Genomic DNA, 18,631 nt, shown 5'->3' on the forward strand with positions numbered 1-18,631 from the left:
GTAACTGAGTTGGAGCCTAGGGTCTATTTGGTAGCAGACCAAAAGGCATAATGGGTTCGTCTGAAGTTTGGCGAGCACAAGATTAAAGCTGAACAAGGATAACTATAATGATATTGAATCACTTAATGGGGTTATACACTCATCCAAAGGAAGAGTGGCACACAATTGAGAAAAACCACGAAGCCGTAAAAAGCAGTCTTAGTCACGTCCTTTTAATCGCACTTATTCCTGCGGTGTGTACCTACTTTGCCTCTACCGCATTTGGATGGAATTTAGGGGTCTCCGACCCACTTTTTTTAACCGCGCAAAGCGCATTAATGATGTCTATCGGTATGTATTTTGGCCTAATCTTTGGTGTTTTCGCATTAGCATATCTGGCGTTCTGGATGGCAAAAACCTTTGATGCAGAGCCAAGTTTCACTCAGGCACTAGAATTGGCGGCCTATACCGCAACCCCACTGTTTATGGTTGGGCTTGCTGCGCTTTATCCATCCATCTGGTTTATGATGGTTGTTGGCCTTGCAGGCCTGTCCTACTCGGTATACCTACTCTACACGGGTGTACCAATTATAATGAACATTCCTGAAGAGAAAGGTTTTATCTATGCCAGCTCAGTGGTTACTGCGGGATTAGTGCTCTTGGTCGCGCTCATGGCATCAAGCATTATTTTATGGAGCATGGGCTTTGGCCCTATGTACCAGTAATCACGATTAACTAAATATTAAGATAGTCGATACAAAAAAGGCTTTAGGATCATTCCTAAAGCCTTTTTTAATGCAGTAAAAACCTTAGTTTGATGAATCTCTTAACGCTACGGTTAAGTTAAACACCAAATTGTCTGCCGTTGAATCTTTGTTGTCAGCGCAGAAATATCCCTCACGCTCAAACTGGTAGGCTTTTTCAGCTTCGGCATTGACCAATCCCGCTTCAACAACACCATGCTTAACCACCAAAGATTCAGGGTTTAATACCTCATCCACTGTTTCAGCCGCCGCAGGATTCGCTTGGCTAAACAGCTTATTGTAGAGACGGAACTCAGCCTTAACCGCTGTAGTCGCCTCGACCCAATGGATAACGCCTTTTACTTTACGACCGTCGGCAGGGTTTTTACCTAGCGTTTGGTCATCATAAGTACAATAAATCGTGGTCACATTGCCTTCAACATCTTTATCACAACGCTCTGCTTTAATCACATAAGCGTTACGCAAACGCACCTCTTTACCTTGCACCAAACGTTTGTACTTTTTATTCGCTTCTTCTCTGAAGTCATCGGCATCAATGTAGATCTCACGACCAAATGCCAATTCACGTTGCCCCATCGACTCTATTGTCGGGTGCGCTGGAGCGCTCAAACGTTCAATCTGATCTTCAGGATAGTTCTCAATAATCAGCTTAACCGGATTAATAACCCCCATCGCTCGAGGCGCGTGTTCATTAAGCTCTTCACGAATACACGCATCGAGCATACCCACTTCAACCATATTGTCTTGCTTAGTCACACCTATTCGACGACAAAACTCACGGATAGACGCTGGTGTATAACCGCGACGGCGTAAGCCAGCAATGGTAGGCATACGTGGATCATCCCAACCAGACACCAAGTTACGTACAACCAGATCATTAAGCTTACGCTTTGACATCAAAGTGTATTCAAGATTTAGTCTTGAAAATTCATACTGACGAGTACGGTTAGGTGCCTGGAAATCATTCAAGTTATCCAATACCCAATCATATAGTCTACGGTTGTCCTGAAACTCTAGCGTACACAAAGAGTGGCTAATATTCTCTATCGCATCAGAGATACAATGAGTAAAGTCATACATCGGATAGATGCACCACTTGTCACCCGTCTGATGATGATGTGCGAAACGGATGCGGTAGATAATCGGATCGCGCATACACATAAACGGCGACGCCATGTCGACTTTTGCACGCAATGAACATTCACCCTCTTTGAACTCACCATTACGCATCTTTTCAAATAAGGCTAGGTTCTCTTCAACAGATGTATCACGGTAAGGGCTATTCTTTCCCGGCTCTTTCAACGTGCCGCGATATTCACGAGTTTGTTCACCATTTAAAAAGCAAACATACGCTAACCCTTTAGTGATCAACTCAACGGCATATTGATGCAGTTGGTCGAAATAGTTTGAAGAGTAACGAATATCACCGTCCCACTGGAAGCCTAACCACTGAACGTCTGCCTGAATAGAGTTCACATAATCAATGTCCTCTTTTTCAGGGTTGGTATCATCAAAACGTAAGTTACATAGACCCTTATAGTCCTGCGCTAAACCAAAGTTCAAACAGATCGATTTAGCGTGACCAATATGAAGGTAGCCATTTGGCTCGGGCGGAAAACGGGTATGTACACTGGTGTGTTTACCGCTTTCTAAATCTTCATCTATGATGTTACGAATGAAGTTACTTGGACGAACTTCAGTGTCCACATGACTCATGGAAATCCTCTTTGCCAACGGTGGTATAACTAGACGGCAGTTTAGCCGAATAGTATCAATTAGGGAAAACCTGCATATTCCTACAGATCAGACTTAGTTACAACGGGTGATACGCAAAAACTCGGATCATTTACCACAAAAACAAAAAAGCAGCGGTATACCGCTGCTTTTATGCTTATCTCTTGTGCGCTATTCAGTCACAACATTCACCACTGGGATAATGGTTTGGGTCTTTTTCCCCTTACGTTTTAACCACAAGTAAAAACTCGCCAACGCAATAAGGAAAAATCCAATCCATAAGCTCGACTGCAGTGGATGTGCACTAAAGGTTGCAGCCTGATAGAACACAGTCGCCGTACCGTATGCTAAACCGAAGGTCCACGTCGCCGCAAATGTCGCCCAGCGAGAGCCAAACTCGCCCACTAGCGCCCCCATTGCCGCTACGCATGGTGTATAAAGCAGAATAAACAGTAGATAGGCGAATGCTGCCGTGATGCCTGTAAAGCCAGCTTGAAGCGCACTAAAGGTTGAGGTATCAATCTCTAGCTCTGCAGATGCCGATTCAATAGTGGATATATCACCTACAGATAAAGACAGCGGGTCTTCAGGTGCAATACCAAAAAGGTTCTCAGGAATTGTCGCCAGCGCTTCACCAAAGCTCTGCGACAGCGGTGCTAACTCCTCATCACCAGCACTTGCATCTGAGTACAAGCTATTTAAGGTGCCCACTACCGCTTCTTTAGCGAAAATACCCGTGATAATTCCGACGGTTGCAGGCCAGTTGTCTTGTTCCACTCCCATTGGTGCAAAAAGAGGTGTGACCTTTTGGCTTGCTACACTCAATACAGATTCAGAGCTATCTTCATGACCAAACGTACCATCGATACCAATTGCATTGACGAAGTTAAGCAAGGTGACAACGATAACAATCGTTTTACCCGCGCCCATAATAAAGCTCTTGGTACGCTTACCCGTTCTCGCCATTACCGTTTTAAACTTAGGCTTCTCATAATTAGGCAATTCCATCACCACAGCGCTGCTGCTGCCTGGCAATAGCGTGGAGCGCAGTAATAATCCGGTGCCAATCGCAGCGAAAATACCAATGATATAAAGCAGGAATACCAAATTTTGACCCGATTCAGGGAAAAACGCGGCGGCAAATAGTGCATACACAGGTAAGCGAGCACCACAAGACATGAAGGGAGCCATCATTCCAGTGACAATACGCTCACGCTCGCTGCCTAAGGTACGTGTTGCCATAATCGCCGGCACCGAACAACCAAAACCAACAATCATAGGTACAAAGGCTTTACCTGGCAGACCGATACGGCGCATCAAACCATCAACCACAAACGCAGCCCTGGCCATATAACCTGAGCCCTCAAGTACTGATAACGCCAGAAATAGCGCCGCAATAACTGGGATAAAAGTCGCAACCGTTTGAATCCCCTGGCCAACACCACCCGCAACAATGGTTACTAACCATTCTGGCGCGCCGATGTTACTCATAAATGCGCCGAGATGGTCGACAAACAATGCTCCCGCTGCGATGTCAAAGAAATCAATGAAGGCACTGCCCACATTGATACTAAACATAAACATTAAGTACATAACAAACAAAAAGATAGGAACACCTGCAATAGGATGCAGCACCAACTTATCTAATCTGTCGCTGATCGTTTGCACATCACCATTCTTAACCGACTGCTTAAATACCCGTTGAACAAAATCGAAACGCGTGGTGGCCACCATGATTTCAATATCTTTGCCCTGGGCAGACAAACCCTCTGAGCATTGCGATACTTCGGTAAGCATCTGGCCATTTTTGCACTGACCACAACCTAAACCATTGGCCAGCATGGCTAATGCTCGACCACGACTAAGTGATTCATCACGCAAAAATAGCGCCTTTATCCCCGCCTCTATCTCGGTGTCGTAATCAAGAATCAATGGGGCTTCAGACACTTTACCGTCTAATAAATCAACAACTTGAGCTTTAACCTGAACAATATCTTGCTCATCTCGTGAACACACGGCAATAACCGGGCAACCCAGTTCTTTCGCCATCTGCTCAACATCAATTTCAATACCTTGCGCTTTTGCCGCGTCAATTTTATTCACAACGACCACCAAAGGAATTCCTAACTCTCGCAGCTGGACAGTAAGGTAAAGGTGTCGTTCAATATTGGTCGCATCAATCAGGTTTATAATGCCGTCCATCTTAGAGTCGGCTAGATATTGCTGAGCAATCTGCTCATCTAACGAGCAGTCACAACTGCTCCCAGCAGGCAAGAGATCATAAATACCTGGCAGGTCAGTAAGAAATACATCAGTCTCATTAAGCGTAAACTGACCAGTTTTCTTTTCAACGGTCACCCCTGACCAGTTACCAACCTGCTGATTAGCACCTGTGAGCGCATTAAAAAGTGTCGATTTACCTGCGTTAGGGTTACCAACTGTCACACAATGAAATTGTTTAGCCATGGGCAATATCCACCTCAATCACATCTGCCAAATCTTTACGCATACATAACTTGCTGCCACGAATGTCCAATTCAATACCTGAGCCGAGTGGCGCACGTCGTAATAAAGTGATGGACGTATTAGGTGTTATTCCCATAGACAAAAGCTTGCGTTTAACGACTGAAGGCAGGCTAATCTGCCCCACTTCTGAAATCACTGCACTGTCACCAGGCTTTAATTCGCTCAATTTCATGTATTGTTTCTACCCTTTCAGGCCTCAATTGCGCTTTACTAACACCGATTTTAACGGAGCATGGCTTGTAAAAACTTTATCTAGATCAATATTTGTGATTCTAAACGATAATAATTTTCAATTGTATTTTATATTATGTGACAGATATCTCAATGAGTAAAACCATTTAGTAAGTGATAACCATTTTCATTTAAACCTCTTAGCACCAAGCTCACCCACCCCATAACGTGACAAAGATCACACTTTAATCTAATTCATTAAAAATCATCACTTTCCTAGCCCAGCTCGCAACATAAAACATACACACGCGTCACATTTTTGCCCTATTATTTAGGATTGGTAATTTAGTAAATCATTAAGATAAAAATTAAAACACCACGTGCTTGGGATGGACAATGATGAAAATGGAATCAATTTGGAGCAGAGGCTTAGCTGTTGCGAGCTTACTGATGGCATCAACAGTAATAACATTAGCCGTTAATGCGACACCTTGGGATGACATGCCCGCTAAAGAGGTGGAGTCTTTACTTGATAAAAAGTTTGCCGAAGGGCAGTACTCCCCCAAAGGCGCCGACAGCTGCTTAATGTGCCACCGAAAGAGCCAAGCCGTTATGGATCTTTTCGATGGCGTTCATGGCGATGCTAATGTGAAAGGCTCACCAATGGCTGACCTGCAATGTGAAGCTTGTCACGGCCCCATGGGAAAGCATAACCGTGGCGGCAAGGAGCCAATGATCACCTTTGGCCAAGGGTCTCCAGTTCCCACTGACAAACAAAACAGTGTCTGTATGAGTTGCCACAATGATGACCAACGTATGGCATGGAAGGGGAATCACCATGATAACGCCGATGTTGCCTGCAGCGATTGTCATAGTGTCCACACCGGGCATGACCCCATTTCAGACCGAGCCAAAGAAGTCGAAGTGTGTACCGCTTGCCATACGCAGCAAAAAGCCGATCTACATAAACGCAGCTCTCACCCAATAAAATGGGATCAAATGGTCTGCAGCGATTGTCATAACCCTCATGGTAGCTTGAGCGAGTCCAACCTTAAACAGATGAGCGTTAACGAAAACTGTTACGCCTGTCACGCCGAAAAACGTGGTCCTAAACTATGGGAGCATGCGCCAGTCACAGATAACTGTGCCAACTGCCACAATCCTCACGGCAGCGTTAATGAAGCCATGCTAATCGCTAAGCCACCACAGCTATGTCAGCAATGTCATGCATCGGATGGCCACGCTTCTAATGCCGTATTTGGTAATACACCTAATGCGTTCAATGCCGGTCAAAGCTGCATGAACTGCCATAACCAAGTACACGGTTCTAATCATCCATCTGGCAAGTTATTGCAGCGATAAGGGAGTAATTGCAATGAAAAAACCTATTACGGTAACTAAGCTTCCTCTTTGCCTAAGCGCACTGGCACTGGCGATAGCGAGTACCATGAGCTATGCCGACGGCTACGGTATTCAATCGGCTAACCGGGATAAATTAAAGTTGGATGCATGGGAGTGCAAACGCTGCACACACACAACAGGAACAAAGGGTGATATTGGGTTAGGCGTGGCGCAAAACGATGGCGACGATACCCATTTTGGCAACACATCGGGTACAGATAAAGACGGCACAGTGGTGTATGTCAACGCTAACGTAAACCATAAGACCAATTCGGGATATCGAACTGACGTCGATGCCGATAGATTAGGCTTAGATAATGGTAGTGCTAGCATCACCACGGGACGACCGGGGCAATATGAGATTTTTGCCGCTTACAGAGGTATTGCTCGCTATGATAGCAATCAAGCGCTAAGCCCCTATCAATATCAAGCCGACCAATATCAGTTACCGACTCAATGGCAAACAGGTGCCACCACCTCGCAAATGAGCGAGCTAAGTGCGAGTCTCAATGCTAATGAGCTTGCTATTAAGCGTGACCGCTACAATCTCGAGGGCAAATACCAAGGCACCTTTTATAAGGCAGAGATAGGTTATCAACACGAGCAACGAGAAGGTAAGCGAGCCTTTAGCGCAAACCTATTGACTAACAGCGCGATGCTCGCGCAACAAGTTGATGACTCAACCGATGAGGTTAGTGCCAAGCTCTACTTTAAGGGCGACAATTGGTTAGCGGGTATCAATGCGCAATTAAGTGAATATAAAAATGATCAGCAAGCGGTCAATTGGCAGTCGGCATTCACCCCCACCTTTGGCGCAGCCTATTATGGCCAAAGCGCAGTAGCACCCGACAATAAAGCCTACCGTATCGCTGGGCACTCGCAATTTTCCGCTGATGGCCAACAGGTAATTATGCATCTTGGTTTTACGCGAATGACTCAAGATCAAAACTATTTACCAGCGACTATCAATGGGCCCTCGCCAATGTTACCGGCAGAAGATCTAACTGGTCAGGTGGATATGATTGAGATGAAACTCAACTATAGTGGGCGTGTCACCCGAGAGTTCTCTCTTCGTGCCAGTTATGATTATCGAGACCGCGACAACAAAAGTGAGCTCAACGCTTATCCACAAGTCGTTACAGATAGCTACTACAGTGGTACTGCAACCAATCTTGAATACGACCGCACTAAGCAACAAGCCAAACTTGGCGCCAAGTACCGCTTCACGCGCGCCACTAACCTTGATGTCGGGTATGCTTATGAGCATAACAATTACAGCGATTTAGATAGAGAGACACTCAAAGAGTCATCACTGTTCGCACGATTCAATTATCGCATATCGTCTACATGGCACCTGTGGTTAAAAGCCGAAGCCGCCGAACGCACAGGCAGTGACTATCTAGCTGTCACGACTACAGCAAGTCAAAGCAACCCACTAATGCGTAAGAGCTACCTCGCAGATCGCGAACGTCAACGCTATGGGCTGTACACAAGTTATAGCCAAGGGGCGTTTTCCGTCACCGCTAATTTGCATAAGCAGCAAGATGATTATAACGACACCTTGATAGGCCTTACCGATATCAACACCCAAGGCTACGACCTCTCTATTCAATATGCAGTCAATGCCGACCTGCACCTTAATGCTTATCTAAATCAAGACTGGCGCGATAGCGAGCAAGCTGGCAGCAGTAACTTTGCCGGCCCCAATTGGTTTACCAACAGTGAAGACAATTCAACCTTAGTGGGCGCAGGAATTGGTTATCAAAACTTGATGGATAAAAAGCTCAAGTTAGGACTGGATTACACCTATTCCGACGGCCAAAGCGACACCGAAGTGTCTCAGGGATTTAGCTCGCCTTATGGCAGCTACTATTCAACCCAGCACAATGTTAACGCCTTCGCCGACTATCAGATGAGTGAAACGATTGGCTTGAGATTTGATTGGATTTTTGAGCAGTATCAAGATGCAGATTGGGCCAACAATGGCTTAAGTGTCGACAGTATTCCCAATGTACTGACCTTTGGTTCGCTCAGTCATGACTATAGCGCCCACTATTTCGGTCTAACATTAAGCTACAAACTTTAGTGCGTAACGCTTAACAAGATTCCAAGGAAGAGATGATGAACAAGATGACAAATAAAGCACTCTACGGCGCCTCGTTAGGCCTTGCCCTACTGCTATCTGGCTGTGGTGGCGACGACGGTAAACCTGGCAACCCTGGAGACCCAGGTGGCGAGCCCGCCATGGATATTGTTAGCCTAAAAATCAGCATTAATGAGGTTATGATGCAAGACGGTATTGCAACCGTTGACTATCGAATAACCAATCAAGATGACGAACCCGTTGTCGGCGTGCCGAGTGCTACCTACCTCGCCGCTCAGCTATTGCCCCAGGGTTATAGCAACGCAGGAGACAGTTCACAGTGGCAACATTTTACCTCAGAAAGCTGTGTAGCAAGCTGCCCTGGTGAATTTATCGACCATAAGAATGGTCACTATAGCTATACGTTCAGTGGTGCTTTCAATGGAATGAACAATGTCGACTATCAAGCCGGAGCGACCCAACGCATGGTGATCAAAGTTGGTGGTGATAATCTTGCCGATGGCACAGCATTACCAGTCACCAACCAACATCTCGACTGGCAAGCCCAAACGACAGGTAACAACAGCGACCCGGTCTACACCCGCAACATAGTAGCCATGGAAACCTGTAACACCTGCCACAATGATTTGGCTTTCCACGGCAAGAAGTACAATCAAATAGAAACCTGTGTCACCTGTCACAATGCCGATAAGGTCAGCAATCCGGACAATATCTTCCCGCAAATGATACACGGTAAGCACCTTAGCGGGTTCCCTGGTTCATTAGCCGACTGTCAAACCTGCCACAAAGCAGATGATACCTTAACCGAGCATAAAAACTGGGCGCGCGTGCCGACCATGGAAAGTTGTGGATCGTGTCATACCTATATCGACTTTAAAGCCGGTGAAGGACACCCTACTCAAGACAACAACGCCAACTGCGTAGCCTGCCATAATGCCGAGTGGACAATGAGTGTGCACAATGATGGCGGTAACGATGAAGCACTGATGCAGTTTGCACCAACTATCTCTGCCGCGAACCTCAGTGGTGACACAGTAACCTTCACCATCGCCCTGACCAACCCGCAAACAGGCGACATCTATACAGACAGTGCCGATAAGCTGAGTTTTGTCTCAGACTTACGGGTATACGCCAATTGGGGCACCAGCTTTGACTATGCTACGCGCTCACCCAAATCAATCAAATTGCAAGAGACCACGCCGCTATCGGGCAGCAACGGCAGCTACACTTATCAAGTGAGTGGCGTAACCATTCCTGTGGGCAGTGAAGACGACCAAGGCACTCTGGCCATCCAAGGTAAAATTTGTGCAGCTAATGGCGTCTTGGGAGATTGTACAGCCCAAAGCAATAGCGAAGTCGTTATAAAATCGAGTCATCAATTCTTTACGGCAACAGCAATTAGCGACACAGGCCGACGCGTGGTGGTCACCAATGAAAGTTGTGGTAGTTGTCATGGCGACCAACAACTGGTTTTTCATGGTTCACGCAATGACCTAGAAGGCCAATGCCAAGTGTGCCATAACCCCAATATGCTAGCCGATGCAACCGACACTCCTTCTACCACAACGGCTGACTTTAAACACCTTGCGCACGGTATTCACAGTGGCAACAGAGAGGGCTATGAAGCCATTAATTATCCCGGCGATATCGGCAACTGTGCACAGTGCCACGCCCAAGATACTGATGGCCTGCTTACGGCAGCCTTGCCGTTGAACGCTGGTGTCAAACCCTTAGCCATTAGTGGCGATCGCTTTACTAGCCCTATCGCGGCCATTTGTAGTGATTGCCACAGCGGCAATACCAGCAAAAACCATATGCTGCAGCAAGGCGCTGTGTTTATGGGAACACTTGCCGATGCTACCGCTGGCACTGAAAGCTGTAATACATGCCATAGCGCAGGAGCGCCAGCAGATGTATTAAAAGTGCATCCTATTAAATAGCCACTGCGCCGAGGTCGTACTCGGCGTGAATAGAACAAATGAATGATGGAACGCCAAACTATGGATATTAAAACAAAAAGCAAGACACTGAGTTTAATCAGTCTAGCTTGCACAGCACTCTTATTCGGCTGTGGTAGCGACGGAAAAGATGGTGAAGACGGTCCCAACGGCGAAATCGGCTTATCCGTCGGCCAAGCCAATGAGCTAGTCACCACCATCACAACCGCGGCAATTACTGACGGCGCGATAATTGTCGAATTTCGTGTGGAAAACGCCAACGGCGTTGGCATTACCGACTTTGATACTTATCCAGGTATCGATACGCTAGGCATGGGTATCGCGAAGTTAATGCCCCAGAGCGGCAAAGGCTATAAAACGCCACAATGGGTCAACTACATGAACAAGATGGTAGCCCCAGTCACCGCTAATATTCCTGCTGGTTATGAAGACAAAGCTGGCGAGCAGATCCAACCCACCATTGAAACCAACTGTAAGCAAGACTGCGTCGAAAAAGTGAGCGCTGGGCTCTACCGTTACACCTTCGCATTCAACCTTAATGATGCCACCGCCATGGGTGATTTAGATCTCACCTATGATGATAGCCTTACTCACAGGATCACCATGGAGATGCGAGCCGATGGCGATACCAATAAACTGGTCAATAGCCATTTTGACTTCCTACCCGCTTCGGGCGAGCAGGTTTCCGGCTTAGACACTCGCACTGTAGAATTTCTTGAAAACTCCTGCCTGCGTTGCCATAGCGACGACTATGATCATGCTTGGGCACCTAAGCTCATCATGCATGGCACCAAGCGTTACGCCATCGAGAACTGTCAAATGTGCCACACCAGCTATGCAGGGGACCCTGAAACAGGCGCGCCCATTGATATGGGTTACATGGTGCACCAAATTCATCGCGCTAAATACTTAATGGTTGGCTATAGAGGAAGTGTCCATGACTACAGCAATGTGACTTTTCCTGCCGATATGTATGATTGCCGGGCCTGTCACCAAGAAGGAGATAACCGCCCTGCCGATGCGTTTAACTTTAAACATCATCGCGCATTAGCGTGCGGTTCATGTCACTCAGACTCAACCGATCCTGCCACCATCAAGGCCGATATGCATACTAAGTATCAGCCCGATCACAGCTGCGGTACCTGTCATGCAGACCAAGGCGATGAAGGTGCAGCCCATCACGTGACCGACGCTATTGCCAAAGACAATGCAAGGTCGAGCTACAAAGCAGCGCTAGTGCCTGGTTCAGTATCGTTAGAAGCAGGCTTGTTGACCTTTAGCGTTGCAGTTAGCGACACCAGCTTAACCACTGCCGCCATGAGCCCTGATGCAGATAAGCGTATTAACTATAGTAATATCTACTTTGGTTTTGGTAACGATATTGATTTCACCTCGGGTAAACAGAACTATAAGTTGCATGAACTCACACCAACCTCAGGTAGCGATGGAATATACACTTATAGCCAGCCCACCTCACTCACACCGGATATGATGCAAGCGGCAACGGCAGTGATCACCACGCACCTTTGTGTTGATCGCGATACATTAACCGCTGTTGATTGTGGTACCGGATCAGATGAAGCCAATAACCCTGCGGTCCTACCTGGCGAGCTAGTCGCATTTAATCTCAATGGTGACTCATCAATCATGGCCAGACGTGTGGTGATCAGTAATGAGACCTGCGCAAACTGCCATGACGACAAGTACTTGGGTAAATTTGGCACCAAGATGAAACATGATGGCAACTACACCAACTTTGAAGGCGAGTGCCAAATGTGTCACAACCCCACTTACAAGAGTAATCAAACAGCGCAAGATCATATCGACTTTAAAGTCAGAATACATGCACACCACGCCAATAAACGCACTAAGCAGCAAGGAGATGATGCCACCAAGGTTGTTAGTTTCCCTGAGCATTATGGCAACTGCGCAGTGTGCCATGACAAAGGTCAATTGACCCTATCAGACTTGGCAACAGTACCAGCCACATTAACAGTAGATACACAAGGTAATGAGACTGAGTACTCGCCTATTGCCGCTACCTGTGTCAGCTGCCATGGCGAGAAAGGCTCACTCTTAGCGCATATCAAAAGTAACGGCGGCGCAGCAAGCGATCCACGGGGCACTTATACCGCTGGCAGTGAAACTTGCGCAACGTGCCACAGTGAAGGTAAAGCGCTGGGCGTTGATGCCGTCCACCCCGTTAAGTGGTAAGTGATGTACTAAGGAATGCGAGGTAATTAATGTGTGGTAATGATTGAGGTGTCAGTCATTACCACCAAACCTTGACTTCCAAACCTTGACTTCCAAACCTTGACTTCCAAACCTTGACTTCCAAACCTTGACTGCTTAAGACGCTACAGCGATGACTAAAGATGACACAACATATAGTGACGACATCAGCGACGACATGAAAAACGCTACCAATCGGTGCCGCCTTGTTTTTTTGCTACACAATCACAACACCACAGCGACACTTATACTCGCACCCGCAACAGCTAGACCACAAGGCGCCAACATAAACCTCGCATTCTAAGATTTGCCTCCATTTTTAGTACGAAAAATATGCGACTAAAATTGAGCCACATCAAAAAATAACCACCATTTAAATTGACGTATTAAGGCTAGTTTAAGATATAGCCATAGCACCGCTATACATACGGTTTTCCGACACTCCCAAAAAAAATAAGTCACTGTTTTAAATTGAATTTAACATTTGCATCAACTATTTACCTATGTTTTAGGAGGTGACTCACACTTACGAACACCGCTCCAATTTAGATACCCCCTTATAGGTAAGATCATGCCAAGGGGAAGCTATAAGCGATTGAAGCAATAGCAATTGCTTAAGCATCCTCTACTCATACTAAGAAGTACAAAATTGAGAAAAATCTTAATCTCATGCAGGGGAAATAATGATGAAACGGTATTCAATCAGTGCCGCTATCAAAACAGCTTTTGGCGTTGGGGCATTGTCCTTAGCGCTTATCGGCTGTAATGGCAGCGATGGCAAAGATGGTGAAGATGGCAAGCCAGGTGAAATTGCCATCGATATTAATAGTGCAACGGCTGTGCAGACTCAAGTAGAGCAAGCCAGCTACGATGAAGCTTCAAAAACATTGAGCTTTGAATTTAGCCTTACCAATCCTAACGGCGTGGCGGTAACAGGTTTAGAAACCTTGACAGATCCGCTAAGGATCGCTTTCGGCCGCATGGGTACACGCACCGAAGCGTTCACCCCATTCTCACTCGAAGATGGCACTCAAGTTACCGCTAGAGCCGATGGCGATGAGCAAATTTGGCTCTCTTATCGTAACACCACTAAAAATGGTGTACCGATGACGGGCACCAATAACTGGCGCCCAACACGTGACTGTCCAGAAGATGAAACCTGTCTTGAATATTTAGGCCAAGGTAAATACAAAATCACCGCGCCTAATATCATAGATACTAACGGTTTAGACTACGACTACGATGCCAACCAGATCCAAGGTATCTACGTGATGACCTATGGTGTTGGGCAAAACAAGTTAAAAAATGTCGAGGCTTACTATTGGGATCCGCTAACGCAACAGTCAGTCGGTTCACCTAAGAAAGTGGTAGAGATGGAAACCTGTACTAACTGTCACGTTGGTCAAGACCATATCCGCCACGGTAACTACGGTAACACCGCCGACGGCTGTGGTTTTTGTCATACCGATTACACCGTCTATAGCGGTTCGGGTGTCGACGGTGAAGGTAATACCGTTGAGTTTAACTTCGATGGCTCGATCAAAGGCCTAGTACACGGTATTCATACAGGTCTGACAGAAGGCGATCGTCGCGAACTGGGTAAATTCAGCTCAGTGATTGCAAATCCAGCTAAAAACCCCGCATTTGCCTATGAATTTGATGGTGCAGCGCTTGATAGTGAGGGCAATCCAAAAGCTGAGCTTAACTTCCCAACCTCAACGGCTGACTGCCAAAGCTGTCACGTTAGCTACACAGAGACTGAAGAAACACTGCCTGAAGATCTTACAACCCATGCATTAGCTTGGTTTGCAGATAAAGATGTAGTGAGCTGTCAGTCATGTCATGGTGACTACCACTACGGTAACCGTACAGAGGTGATTGGCGAAGATACTGTGCTCGTTGGTTGTGTTGCTTGTCATAGTTCAAGTGATGGCAACACTCGAGGTGGTGCATTCCGCCACTTTGCAGGCCATGAAAAAGATAGTCGTGAAGCCGCATCGCAAGCCGGTACCTTAGTTGACGCTAGCTATAGTCAGATCAACTGGGATGAAGCCACCTCAACGCTAACTTTCACCATGAACCTGATGAAGGGTGAAGATGCTGTAACGAGTGACTATGTTCCTCGTGTAACCCTTTACGTTAACGCTATTGATGCCGTATCACCTGATGCATTCTTAGCCGGCCGTACCAGCGGCAGTGCCAGCGTCAATGAAGATGGCAGTTACACTGTTACCGTTGATGGTTCAAATGGTGGTTATGGCTTGCCTTCGTTAGCTGAAGCTATCAATAACGGTGCAGACCTAGCTATCACCTCAAGCTTTAGCACGTGTTTTAGCAATAAAACATCTACGCTATCGGCGCTTGATACTGAAAGCAACTGTACTGGTGTCCTCAGCCCTAACGCCGCTAAAACTGAGTTTGTTAAACTTGATGGCACCCAAGGTAGTGAACGTGCAAGCGCGGTTGATTATGAAAACTGTGCAAGCTGTCATAACAATGACATGGTCGCACGCAAAGGTGCCGCGCACTATCGTAATGCCGATATCCATACTTGTGCTCAATGCCATGAGGCCGGTGATTACAACAGTATGATTGTTCGTGTTCATGGTACTTTCGGTAAAGCCCACGGCCGCGAAGATGTTCAATCACTCGTCAGCAGTGCGAACTGTAGCGCCTGTCATAGCGACAGTAACTTTGGCTTAGAAAATGCGCGTTCAACCCCTATGCGCTGGAATAGAAAAGATGACACTTTCTCTAGCCCACAAGCGGGGGTGTGTGCATCGTGCCACGTTTCTAGCAGCTACGATATTGGCGGTGGTCAAGATTCGGCTAAATCTCACATCGAAAGTATGGGAGGTGTCGTCGCTGGCAGCTATGAAGAAGCTATGCTAAATAGCGAGTCATGCTTAACCTGTCACAGCACAGATAAAGTGGCAGAGTTACACAAGCAAGACTAATTTACTAAGCTAGGTTCTCACCCTACAACCAAGAGTGGAAAGTCATCCTTTCCACTCTTTTTTATTTCCCTCAGTCCCCCCCATCTTTTCCCCCTTCAGAAAATCATTATTCCTTTTTATTTCCGTAGGCTAAGAGCAGTGCTTCCCGCTTCGCCACGCTAGCGTTACATCAACCCTTTTACGATACAAGTGCGCAACATTTAAGCTATTGATTCAACTAAGTTGATTAAGTGAAAATGAAAAACCGCTTAAAAAGGCAGTTTTTTTCTACCTCTAAAGAAATAGTCAGATCTCAATCACATAAGCGCACTGAAACAACTGCTAAAAAGTTGCTGTTTAGATAGCCTTAGAGGTGGAAATTAATTCCACACACTCATTGATTGCATTGAATACCAACAAATAACACTCGTTCTCAATTGCGAAGCTTGTTTTACGTAGCAAACAATCAAAAAGTGATGATTAAAACTATTGCAGGGAATAATCATGATGAAAAAGTTCAATTTTAATGCGGCGACAAAAGCCGTATTAGGTGCAGGGCTTCTCTCTTTAGCCATTTCTGGTTGCGGCAGCGACGGAAAAGATGGTGAAGATGGAAAACCTGGTACTGTCGGCACTCCTATAGGTGCAGTTTCTCACCTTGATGCCAAAATTCAATCAGCAAGCATTGATGATGCTGGCTTTTTAACCATCAACTTCGACCTATCTGATGCTAATGGAACCGCCGTTTTCGAGCTAGCCCCCTCTGACATTGCTGCCGTTTCTTTCGGCCGAGTGGGCACCGAAGATGAAGTAGGAAGTACCGATCTTGAAGGTAAGCCAAGAGATATCTGGCTAAGCTACTTTAACAAGGATAAAGGTGACGACCACTACACAGGTTCCTCTTACTTCCAAGGTAAAAACTGTGAAACTTGCCTGACCGATAATGGCGATGGTACCTACACACTTGTCCTTGATAAAGCTATCGATACCCTAGAAAAATATGCGTATGACGCAGATGTAACCAACGGTATTTATCTTGGTGTTAAAGCCAATAACAATGCGGGTGACACGCTTGTTGATAATAGCTTTTTCTACTGGCAGCCAAGTTCAGACACCACACAAGACAAGCCAAAAGCCTTGATTGCTAAAGAAACTTGTCAAAGCTGTCACCGTCCAGGTCAGGATGGTGCGCTATCAATGCATGGTGGCAAGCATGTCACTCTTGAGTCGTGTACTTTCTGTCACACAGACTACAACTCATACATGAAAGATGAGAAAGATGATGCTGGTACCGTGGTTCGCAGCTATGAGTTTGATGGTTCGATCAAAGGCATGGCGCACGAGATCCATAGCCATTCAACATTTAATGGTATCTACCCTCAAAGTGCATCTAACTGTCAAACCTGTCACCAAGCCGATGAAGGTTTAGCAATGGCAGATGCTTGGAAAGCAGACTTAGATACTGCAACCTGCATGAACTGTCATAACAGTCCATATGCCGTACCAAGCTGGCATTGGGATAGCGAAAACAACCAAATCGCTGAAAGTAAACAAAACTGTGTTAGCTGTCATAACGATCCAAACGGCGGTGTACGTGGCGCTGAGTCAGGTCACTACCTGAAAAATGACAAGGCACAAGCTGCAATGGCAACCGTCACATTTAACAGCATGAGCTACAGTGCAGACACTAAGACTGTAACGGCTAACATGACTGTAATGGCTGGCGATACTAAGGTAACGCTAGCGCAAATCGACCCAACACCATACAAATATGGCGGCTTTACCAGTGCCATCGTGTTTAATGGCGTTGTGCAAGATGACTTCCTTGTGAACTACCAGAAGGTGGGTTACGGCAACTTTACTGAAGGTACTGAAGGTAGCATCAATGTCACAATTGCTGACGGTGACTTCGCTGTGGCAAAAGTCATGGAAACCGAAGGTGTAAGCGTTGCATTGAGCAGCCAATTACACATCTGTTTCGACGGCAAAGGCGCTGTTGCTGACTGTACGTTAAGTGAAGATGGTAAAGTGGCCACCAATGCTGGTCCTTATGTTCCATCAGATACTGCTTACTTTGCTGTTGACGGCACTATGCTAGATAAGTCTCCTCGTATCCAACACGCTGAAATGACCGCATGTCAGCAATGTCATACAACGGCTATCAAGCACCGTTTCAGTAACGATATGGACGGTTGTGCAAGCTGCCACAATGGCACACGTGACAAGAAAGGCGCAGGTTCTTCTAACCTAGCTTATATTGTTCACAGCAAGCATTACGTCTATGACACAGATGGCAGCCTGTTCTTCAAGAAGACAGAGTGTCAAGCCTGTCACGGCGACAACGGTTTCTCTCTGAGCAAGATTGATCCAAAAGCTGCACCTGTTGCCTTTGGTACAACTGATGCACAGCGTCTAAGTGACACTAACGAGCAACTAGTTGTCTCACCACAAACTGCTGCATGTGTTAGCTGTCACCAAGCGCCATACGGCTTAAATGACGCAACGGCTGCGCACATTAAGAGTAACGGTGGCTTGCTAAAAGAAGATGGCGCACCACTAACGACTCTTGGTGTTCCAGCATCTGAATACGACATGCTAAACCCAGCAGAAACCTGTTCAACCTGTCATAAAGACAGCCAAATCCTAGAAGCTCATGCCAATTGGGGCAGCAGCCACTAGTGATTAAATAGTCAGCTCAGCCCTTGTTGAATGCTGACTAAACACACACCAAAGGGAGGCTTTTGCCCCCCTTTGTTTTTATATCGAAACAATTGTGAGCATTTTGAAAACAAACCAACAAAAAGCTGTTAATTTTGCAGCAGTTTT

10 protein-coding genes are annotated in these 18,631 nt (G+C 46.3%); 7 read left to right on the forward strand and 3 right to left on the reverse strand.

Going from position 1 to position 18,631, the window contains the following annotated elements; all coding sequences use genetic code 11:
* The first annotated feature begins 107 nt into the window (after nt 1–107).
* A complete protein-coding gene (locus tag BEL05_RS06630; protein WP_028763583.1) occupies nt 108–704 on the forward strand; it encodes a Yip1 family protein in 597 nt (198 codons plus the stop codon).
* A gap of 84 nt (nt 705–788) precedes the next feature.
* Here BEL05_RS06630 and glnS read toward each other — a convergent pair whose 3' ends face one another.
* The 3 genes from glnS to BEL05_RS06645 form a co-directional block, all read right to left on the reverse strand.
* Nucleotides 789–2,459: a glutamine--tRNA ligase gene (gene glnS / locus BEL05_RS06635; RefSeq protein ID WP_069670666.1), complete on the reverse strand. Its 1,671-nt coding sequence runs from the start codon at nt 2,457–2,459 to the stop codon at nt 789–791.
* Nucleotides 2,460–2,648: 189 nt separating this feature from the next.
* On the reverse strand, nt 2,649–4,943 hold the full coding sequence (gene feoB, locus BEL05_RS06640) for a Fe(2+) transporter permease subunit FeoB (protein WP_069670667.1): 2,295 nt from the start codon (nt 4,941–4,943) through the stop codon (nt 2,649–2,651).
* Entirely contained in the window at nt 4,936–5,175 is a 240-nt protein-coding gene (locus BEL05_RS06645) for a FeoA family protein (RefSeq protein ID WP_028763580.1), read from the reverse strand. Before BEL05_RS06645 ends, feoB begins: the two co-directional genes overlap by 8 nt.
* Nucleotides 5,176–5,624: 449 nt before the next feature.
* Here BEL05_RS06645 and BEL05_RS06650 point away from each other — a divergent pair, with 449 nt between their 5' ends.
* The 6 genes from BEL05_RS06650 to BEL05_RS06675 all read left to right on the forward strand — a co-directional run bounded on the left by BEL05_RS06650 (nt 5,625) and on the right by BEL05_RS06675 (nt 18,484).
* Nucleotides 5,625–6,536, forward strand: a complete 912-nt coding sequence (locus BEL05_RS06650) for a DmsE family decaheme c-type cytochrome (RefSeq protein ID WP_373316118.1) — start codon at nt 5,625–5,627, stop codon at nt 6,534–6,536.
* A 13-nt stretch (nt 6,537–6,549) separates the two neighbouring features.
* Entirely contained in the window at nt 6,550–8,661 is a 2,112-nt protein-coding gene (locus BEL05_RS06655) for an MtrB/PioB family decaheme-associated outer membrane protein (RefSeq protein ID WP_069670668.1), read from the forward strand.
* 35 nt (nt 8,662–8,696) lie between these two features.
* On the forward strand, nt 8,697–10,619 hold the full coding sequence (locus BEL05_RS06660; RefSeq protein ID WP_028763577.1) for an OmcA/MtrC family decaheme c-type cytochrome: 1,923 nt from the start codon (nt 8,697–8,699) through the stop codon (nt 10,617–10,619).
* 60 nt (nt 10,620–10,679) lie between these two features.
* Complete coding sequence (locus BEL05_RS06665; protein WP_069670669.1) at nt 10,680–12,851, forward strand: OmcA/MtrC family decaheme c-type cytochrome; 2,172 nt, start codon at nt 10,680–10,682, stop codon at nt 12,849–12,851.
* A 701-nt stretch (nt 12,852–13,552) separates the two neighbouring features.
* Nucleotides 13,553–15,826 (forward strand): multiheme c-type cytochrome, encoded by a 2,274-nt coding sequence (locus tag BEL05_RS06670; protein ID WP_139151838.1) that lies wholly within the window; start codon nt 13,553–13,555, stop codon nt 15,824–15,826.
* Between the two features lie 486 nt (nt 15,827–16,312).
* Nucleotides 16,313–18,484: an OmcA/MtrC family decaheme c-type cytochrome gene (locus BEL05_RS06675; RefSeq protein WP_175427327.1), complete on the forward strand. Its 2,172-nt coding sequence runs from the start codon at nt 16,313–16,315 to the stop codon at nt 18,482–18,484.
* The last annotated feature ends 147 nt before the right edge of the window (nt 18,485–18,631 follow it).

Source organism: Shewanella colwelliana (assembly GCF_001735525.1).
GTDB lineage: Bacteria > Pseudomonadota > Gammaproteobacteria > Enterobacterales > Shewanellaceae > Shewanella > Shewanella colwelliana.